General features: G+C 70.0%; 8 protein-coding genes. 3 read left to right on the top strand and 5 right to left on the bottom strand.

Features of this window, described 5'->3' with window-relative positions:
- The 4 genes from AACZ35_RS10625 to AACZ35_RS10610 all read right to left on the bottom strand — a co-directional run.
- On the bottom strand, positions 1-890 hold an 890-nt coding region (locus AACZ35_RS10625; RefSeq protein WP_339828999.1), incomplete at its 3' end, for a serine/threonine-protein kinase.
- Between the two features lie 44 nt (positions 891-934).
- On the bottom strand, positions 935-1,654 hold the full coding sequence (dnaQ, locus tag AACZ35_RS10620; protein ID WP_339828997.1) for a DNA polymerase III subunit epsilon: 720 nt from the start codon (positions 1,652-1,654) through the stop codon (positions 935-937).
- An 8-nt stretch (positions 1,655-1,662) separates the two neighbouring features.
- Positions 1,663-2,106 carry a ribonuclease HI gene (gene rnhA, locus AACZ35_RS10615; RefSeq protein WP_339828995.1) on the bottom strand — a complete coding sequence of 148 codons (444 nt, stop codon included), beginning with the start codon at positions 2,104-2,106 and terminating at the stop codon, positions 1,663-1,665.
- 7 nt (positions 2,107-2,113) lie between these two features.
- Positions 2,114-2,806: a methyltransferase domain-containing protein gene (locus AACZ35_RS10610; protein ID WP_339828992.1), complete on the bottom strand. Its 693-nt coding sequence runs from the start codon at positions 2,804-2,806 to the stop codon at positions 2,114-2,116.
- Between the two features lie 75 nt (positions 2,807-2,881).
- Between AACZ35_RS10610 and gloB the strand changes: the two genes are divergently transcribed.
- The 3 genes from gloB to AACZ35_RS10595 all read left to right on the top strand — a co-directional run bounded on the left by gloB (position 2,882) and on the right by AACZ35_RS10595 (position 5,725).
- On the top strand, positions 2,882-3,649 hold the full coding sequence (gloB, locus tag AACZ35_RS10605) for a hydroxyacylglutathione hydrolase (RefSeq protein WP_339829001.1): 768 nt from the start codon (positions 2,882-2,884) through the stop codon (positions 3,647-3,649).
- Positions 3,646-4,848: a transglycosylase SLT domain-containing protein gene (locus AACZ35_RS10600; protein ID WP_339828989.1), complete on the top strand. Its 1,203-nt coding sequence runs from the start codon at positions 3,646-3,648 to the stop codon at positions 4,846-4,848. Before gloB ends, AACZ35_RS10600 begins: the two co-directional genes overlap by 4 nt.
- A gap of 85 nt (positions 4,849-4,933) precedes the next feature.
- Complete coding sequence (locus AACZ35_RS10595; RefSeq protein WP_339828987.1) at positions 4,934-5,725, top strand: enoyl-ACP reductase; 792 nt, start codon at positions 4,934-4,936, stop codon at positions 5,723-5,725.
- Positions 5,726-5,795: 70 nt separating this feature from the next.
- On the opposite strand, the gene AACZ35_RS10590 is transcribed toward AACZ35_RS10595, so the two are convergent.
- The coding region (locus tag AACZ35_RS10590; protein WP_339828985.1) for a peptidyl-prolyl cis-trans isomerase at positions 5,796-7,174 on the bottom strand (1,379 nt) is incomplete at its 5' end.

Here is a 7,174-nt window from a genome sequence, read left to right as displayed (position 1 = left end):
CCGGCGATGCGGTCGTTGCCGGGACGCCGGGCCCGCGTTTCCACGCCGACGGCGCCGGCCGGCGCACCAGCCACGCATTTGTGCATGGCTTCGACGAAGGCCGCACCGGTGTTGAAACGCTGCGCCGGGTCCTTCGCCATCAGGCCTTCGATGAGCGGCTGCAGCCAGGCATGTTCCTCGGGCAGCGACGGCACCGGGTGGCTGACGTGCATCAGCGCCACGGTGAAGGCGTCGCTGGCCTGGTAGGGCGGCACGCCGGCCAGCATCTCGAACAGCACCGCGCCCAGGCTGTAGAGGTCCGAGCGCCCGTCCACCGATTCGCCGCGCGCCTGTTCCGGGCTCATGTAGTCGGGCGTGCCGATGGACGTGCCGGCGACGGTGGAACTGTTGCTGCCGTCCATGGCCTTGGCGATGCCGAAGTCGGCCAGCACCACGCGACCGTCGTTGCGGAAGAGCACGTTGCCCGGCTTGACGTCGCGGTGCACGAACCCCTTCTGGTGGGCGAAATCCAGGCCGTGGGCGATGTCGGCGGTGATGTCCAGGATCTGGCCGACGCTGAGCCCGCCTTCTTCGATGCGGTCCTTGAGCGTGCCGCCGGGGATGTATTCGGCGGCCAGGTAATAGACGTTGCCGTGGTTGCCGATGTCGTGGACCGTCACCAGGTTCGGGTGCTGCAGCTTGGCGGTGATCTTGCCTTCGGTCAGGAAGCGGTGCGCGAACTCGGCGTTGGCCGCCAGCGCCGGCGCCATCACCTTCAGCGCCACTTCGCGGTCCAGCGACTCCTGCACGGCCAGGAACACCGAGGCCATGCCGCCCTCGCCGATCGGCCGCAGGATGCGGTAACCGGGGATATTGATGTCAACCGAGGTAAGCAGGACGGTGGCGTTCAAGGTGACCTCGTGGGTGGAGACTCCTGGCACATCCAACAACGGGTTCAGGCGCCGGATTCGGTCCCGGGCCAGAGCAGTTTGCCCGCCTTTGCGGCGATTTTCGCCATTCGTTCGGCGTGGGCGGCTTCTTCGGCGGCGCTGGCGAGCCGCAGCACCCGCGGCACCGACGCACAGGCCAGGCGGGAGGCGGTGGCCACGGCGGCGGCATTGTCGGCTTCGCCGCTGGCGGCCAGGCCCAGGTCGCCCTGGCCCGAGGTCATGCCCAGGTAGACCTCGGCCAGCAGCTCGGCGTCGAGCAGCGCGCCGTGCAGCTTGCGGTGGCCGTTGTCCACGCCCAGGCGGCGGCACAGGGCGTCGAGCGAATTGCGCTGGCCCGGGTAACGTTCGCGCGCCATCGCCAGGGTATCGAGCACGCCGGCGTGGTCGGTGATGCGGCCGAAGTGTTTGCCGGCCAGCGACAGTTCGTAGTCCAGGAAGCCGACGTCGAAGCTGGCGTTGTGGATGATCAGCTCGGCGTCGCGGATGAATTCGATGAATTCATCGACCGCGGTTTCGAAGCGCGGCTTGTCCTGCAGGAATTCCAGGGTCAGGCCGGTGACTTCCTGCGCGCCCGGCTCCATTTCGCGGCCAGGATTGAAATAGCGGTGGAAGTGCCGACCGGTTGGCCGCCGTTCGACCAGTTCGATACAGCCAATCTCGACCACGCGGTTGCCCTTCTCCCAGGACAGGCCGGTGGTTTCGGTGTCGAGCACGATCTGGCGCATGCGGCGGTTCAACCCCTCAATTTTTCGGCTTCGGCGCGGGCCAGCTTGTCCACGCGTTCGTTTTCGACGTGGCCGGCGTGGCCCTTGACCCACTTCCAGCGCACCGTGTGCGGCCTGGCGGCGGCGTCGAGGCGCATCCACAGGTCCTGGTTCTTGACCGGCTGGCCGGCGGCGGTTTTCCAGCCACGGCGGATCCAGTTCGGCAGCCATTCGCCGATGCCCTTCTGCACGTACTGCGAGTCGGTGGAAAGTTCGACTTCGCAGGGTGACTTCAGGGCCTCGAGCGCCATGATCGCCGCCATCAGCTCCATGCGGTTGTTGGTGGTTTGTGTTTCACCGCCGGCCAGTTCGCGTTCGCGGCCGGCATGGCACAACAGCGCCGCCCAGCCGCCCGGACCGGGGTTGCCCAGGCAGGCACCATCGGTGTGGATTTCAACGGTTTTCTTGCTCAAGTCAGGATCATCCGGCAGTCATGCCAGGCCGCAGGGCCATGGTCGGGGAGCCGGCGCGCAGCGGCGTCATGCCGGGCTCGCGCCGGCGGGCAACGATAAGGTGGGCCGCCCGCAGGCCGGCGAACAGGCCCTGGCCACGCGGCTCGCGAAGTTCGAGCCCGGCTGCCGGCGCCCACACCGGCCCCAGCCAGAGCTGGCGCTCGATTTCCAGGCCGTGGTCGATGACCTGCTGGCCCAGGTGCACCGGGTCGATGCCGCGCAGCCCGCGGAACGCCCAGCGCAGGCGCGCCAGGCCCCAGGGATTGAGGCTGGCCAGCAGGGCCACGCCGCCGGGTTTGAGCACACGGGCGATTTCGCCCACCAGGGCATCGGGGTCGGACGAGGTTTCCAGCACGCAAAGCGCGTAGACCAGCGACAGGCTGCCGCTGGCCAGCGGCAGGGCGCCGTCCCGGCAGGCCAGGGCACCGGCGAAATGGTCCTCACGCCGGTACAGGCTGAGCACCTGCGCCAGCATGTTGCCCGACAGCGCTTCGGGCAGGGCCTGGCAGGGGCGCAGGTAAAGCCCGCTGTGGCCAAACACCCGCGTAAGCTCCGGAATCGCCTCGCGCTGCACCTGGTGCAGCAGGGCCAGGCCGGGATCCCGGCAGAACCAGGAGTCGGCGCTGCCTTCGTGTTGACGGGGGGTGGGAGCCGCGGGCATGTTTCCGATTCTGCTTCATTCACGCCATCGAGGTCACCCTGCTTGCCCGAAGTCCCGGAAAACCCGGCCGCCTCCTTGGAAGTCATCGCGCTGCCGGCGTTCCAGGACAACTACATCTGGCTGCTGGCCGGGCCTGGCGGCGACTGCATCGTGGTTGATCCGGGCGATGCCGCGCCGGTGCTCGAAGCCGCCTCGCGCGGCCTGCGGCCGGTGGCCGTGCTGCTGACCCACCACCACGCCGACCACGTCGGCGGCGTCGAAGCGCTGCTCGAAGCCTTCCCCGTACCCTGCCACGGTCCTGACGACCCGCGTGTCCCTGCGGCGGCCATACGCGTCGGTGACGGCGACCAGGTGCAGGTGCCGGCCCTTGGCGCCAGTTTCGAGGTCATCGCCGTACCGGGCCATACACGCAGCCACATCGCGTTCCACGGCGCCGGCCTGCTGCTTTGCGGCGACACCCTGTTCAGCCTCGGCTGCGGCCGCCTGTTCGAAGGCAGCCCGGCGCAGATGCTTGCCTCGCTCGACCGCCTGGCCGCCCTGTCCGGCGACACCCGGGTCCTGTGCGCCCACGAATACACCGAAGCCAACGGGCGCTTCGCCCGGGAAGCAGAACCCACCAACCCCGACCGCGACCAGCGCCTGGACGAAGTGCGCCAGCTGCGCGCCCGCGGGGAACCCAGCCTGCCGGTGTCCCTGGCCAGCGAACGCGCCTGCAATCCCTTCCTGCGCGTGCATGCCCCGGGCGTGCGCGAAAGCATCGGCCGGCGCCTGGGCCGCCCACCCCGCGACCGGCTGGAAACCTTCGCCGAGCTGCGCGCCTGGAAGGACGGGTTCGCCGGATGAAGCCAATCCGGGCGGCACAGCTCCTGCTACCGGCGCTGCTGCTGGCCGCCTGCCAGGCCCCGGTCCGGCCGGTGCCGCCGGAAGCCGACGCGGCCCCGCCGGCTGCTTCGACGGCGGCCGCACCGGCCCAGCCCACGGACGACGCCGAAGCGGCCGGGCCAAGCCCGCCGGCGCTGGCCGAACCCACGCCGCCGCCGGCGCCCGACCCGATCGATACCGGCGCCGAGCTGTTCGACCACCTGGCGGCGAACTTCCAGTCGCCGATCTGCATCAAGGGCGAGGCGAACCGGACCTGGCGCAAGCGCTACGCCGGCCACCCGGACTCTTTCGCCCGGCATCTGGAAGAAATCCTGCCGCTGATGGCCTACGTCGCCACCGAAGTCGACCGGCGTGGGCTGCCTGCGGAATTCGCGCTCATCCCCATCGTTGAAAGCTGGTATCGCCCCGCCGCCATCGGCCCGGGCGGCCCGGCGGGCATGTGGCAGATGATCGCCAGCACCGCGCGCAACCACGGCATCCGCATCCAGTCGGGCTACGACGGCCGCCTGTCGCCGGTGGCGTCCACCGACGCCGCCCTGGACTACCTGGTCGACCTGTCGGCGCGCTTCGACGGCGACTGGCGCGCCACGGCCATGGCCTACAACGCCGGCGAATACCGGATCCTGCGCGCCTTCAGATCCAACGGGCACCGCGACGCCTCGGGCGAACGAAAGTTGCCCCAGGGCCTGTCGCGCATCACCTACGACTACGTCGCCAAGCTGCGCGCCCTGGCCTGCCTGATCGCCAAACCCGAACGCCAGGGCCTGGAGCTGCCGCGCGATGCGCGCTTCGTGCCGCTGGCGCGCCTGCCGCTGCCGCCCGGCACCAACAGCCTCGACCAGGCGGCGCTGAAGCTGGTGGTCGATGCCCGCGAACTGCGCCGGCTCAACCCGGCCTACCGCGGCGGCCGCATCCCCGCCGGGGCGCCACGCGAGGTCCTGGTGCCGGCCGGCCCGGCCACGCTGCTGGCCGTGCGCGACCTGCCCGACGCCCCGGCCTCCGGCGACGCGCCCGCGCGCAGCCATCGCGTGCGCAGCGGCGACACCCTGTCGGGCATCGCCCGCAAGTACGGCGTGCCCCTGCGCCAGATCTACCGGCTCAACGAATTGAACGGCCGCTCGGTGCTGCAGGTGGGCCAGCAGGTCCAGGTCGACCCCTGACCGGCCTCCATGCTTGGCGGTATGGCCCGTGCCGGGCGAAACTAGGGCGTTCGCACCGCCGACACGGCGGCACCAGGAGGAGAACATGGGATTTCTGACGGGCAAACGTGCCCTGATCGTAGGTATCGCCAGCCAGCGCTCCATCGCCACCGGCATCGCCGAGGCCATGCATCGTGAAGGCGCCGAGCTGGCGTTCACCTACCAGAACGACAAGCTCAAGTCGCGCGTCGAAGATGCCGCGCGGGAAAACGGTTCGGACATCGTGCTGCCGCTGGACGTGGCCGACGACGCCCAGATCGACAGCGTCTTCGCCGAACTGGGCAAGCGCTGGGACGGCCTGGACATCCTGGTGCACTCGGTCGGCTTCGCGCCGCGCGAGGCCATCGAGGGTGAATACCTGCAGGGCCTGACCCGCGAAAACTTCCGCATCGCCCACGACATCTCCAGCTACAGCCTGGCCGCCCTGGCCAAGGCCGCGCGGCCGATGATGAAGGGGCGCGGCGGCAGCATCCTGACGCTGAGCTACCTGGGCGCCCAGCGCGCGCTGGTGAACTACAACGTCATGGGCGTGGCCAAGGCCAGCCTGGAAGCGAACATGCGCTACCTGGCCCTGAACCTGGGCCCCGAGGGCACCCGCGTGAACGCGATCTCGGCCGGGCCGATCAAGACCCTGGCGGCGGCGGGCATCGCCAACTTCCGCAAGATGCTGGGCCACGTCGAGGAATACGCGCCGCTGCGCCGCAGCGTCACGATCGAGGACGTCGGCAATGTCGCCGCCTTCCTGTGTTCCGACCTGGCCTCGGGCGTCACCGGCGAAGTGACCTACGTGGATGCGGGTTACAACATCCTGGGCATGACCGGCATCGAAGGCGTCTGAACCAGATCGGCCGTTGAATGAAAAAGGCCCGGGAAATCCCGGGCCTTTTTTTGTGCAGCACGTGCAGGACTCAGAGCCGGTCTTCGGCCACCGTGACCGTGTACTGGCGACGCAGGGCGCGCACGTAGGCTTCGGCTTCGACCACGGCGCGGGCCTGGGCCAGCTGCTGGCGCAGGGCGTCGCGGGTGGCGTCGTCGAGTTCACCGACTTCCCCGTCGCGAACCTCGGTGACCCGCACCAGGGCGTGGCGGTCGGCGCCAAGGCGCACCATGCCGACGCTGGGCGCGTCTTCGGTCGGTTCCGACAGGCGGAAGGCTTCTTCGAGCAGCGCCGGCGGCAGCTGCGACTGGCGGGTGGCCGCCGGCAGCTCGGCCACGGTGCGGCCGACTTCGCTGGCCAGGTCGGCGAAGGACTCGCCGGCACGGGCGCGTTCGAGCAGGGCTTCGGCCTGGGCCTGGGAGGCCTTGGACAGGCTGTCGGCGACCAGGTCGGCGCGCACGCGGTCGCGCACGTCTTCCAGCGGAATCAGCGCGGCGGGCTCGACTTCGACCACGTGCAGCACCACCAGGTGGTTCGGGCCGATTTCGACGGCGTCGCTGACCTGGCGATCGACTCGCTGGGCGTCGGCAAAGGCTGCCTGGCGCACTTCCGGCATGGCCGCGATGCCTTCGCCGGCATCGCGGGCGAACAGCGCCGTGCGCTTGACCTCCAGGCCCACTTCCTCGGCCGCCGGTGCCAGCGCGGTCGGGTCGCGGTAGATGCGCTCGATCAGGCGGTTGCCCAGGTCGCTGTAGACGCGGTCGCGTTCGGCCAGGTATTCGGCTTCGATCTCGCCGCGTACCTCATCGAAGCTGCGTTCGCTGCCCGGCTCCAGGTCGGCAAGCTGGATGACGTGCCAGCCCTCGGGCGTGCGCGCCGGGTCGGTCACCTGGCCGACTTCGTCCAGGCCGAACAGGGCGTCCTGGAACGGGCCTTCGAACACGCCGGCTTCGATCGGGCCGAGCATGCCGCCGTCGGCCTTCGAACCGATGTCATCGGAATTTTCGCGGGCCAGCGCGGCGAAATCGGCGCCGGGTTCGCGGGCCTGGTCGGCCAGGGCCTGGGCACGTTCGCGCGCGGCCTCGACTTCGGCTTCATCGGCATCGGCCGGCACCGACACCAGGATGTGCGCCGCGGTGCGCACCGGCTCGGTGACGTAGCGGCTGCGCTGTTCGTCGTAGCGCTGGCGCAGGGTCTGTTCGTCGACCACGGTCGGCACTTCCAGCGTGGCGCCGTCGATCTCGACGTATTCCACCGCCACCTGTTCGGGCTTGGTGTAACGGTCACCGTGGCTGTCGTACCAGGCCTTGAGTTCTTCGTCGGTCGGCGCTTCGGGCGCGGACGGGGTTGGCAGGTCGATCAGTTCGAGGTCGCGCTCCTGGCGGGGCGCGGGTCTCGGGCCGGCGCTGG

The sequence above is a fragment of the uncultured Arenimonas sp. genome, from assembly GCF_963976025.1.
Classification (GTDB): domain Bacteria; phylum Pseudomonadota; class Gammaproteobacteria; order Xanthomonadales; family Xanthomonadaceae; genus Arenimonas.
Note: the sequence above shows the minus strand (reverse complement) of the source record. Positions and strands in the feature narration are given on the sequence as shown.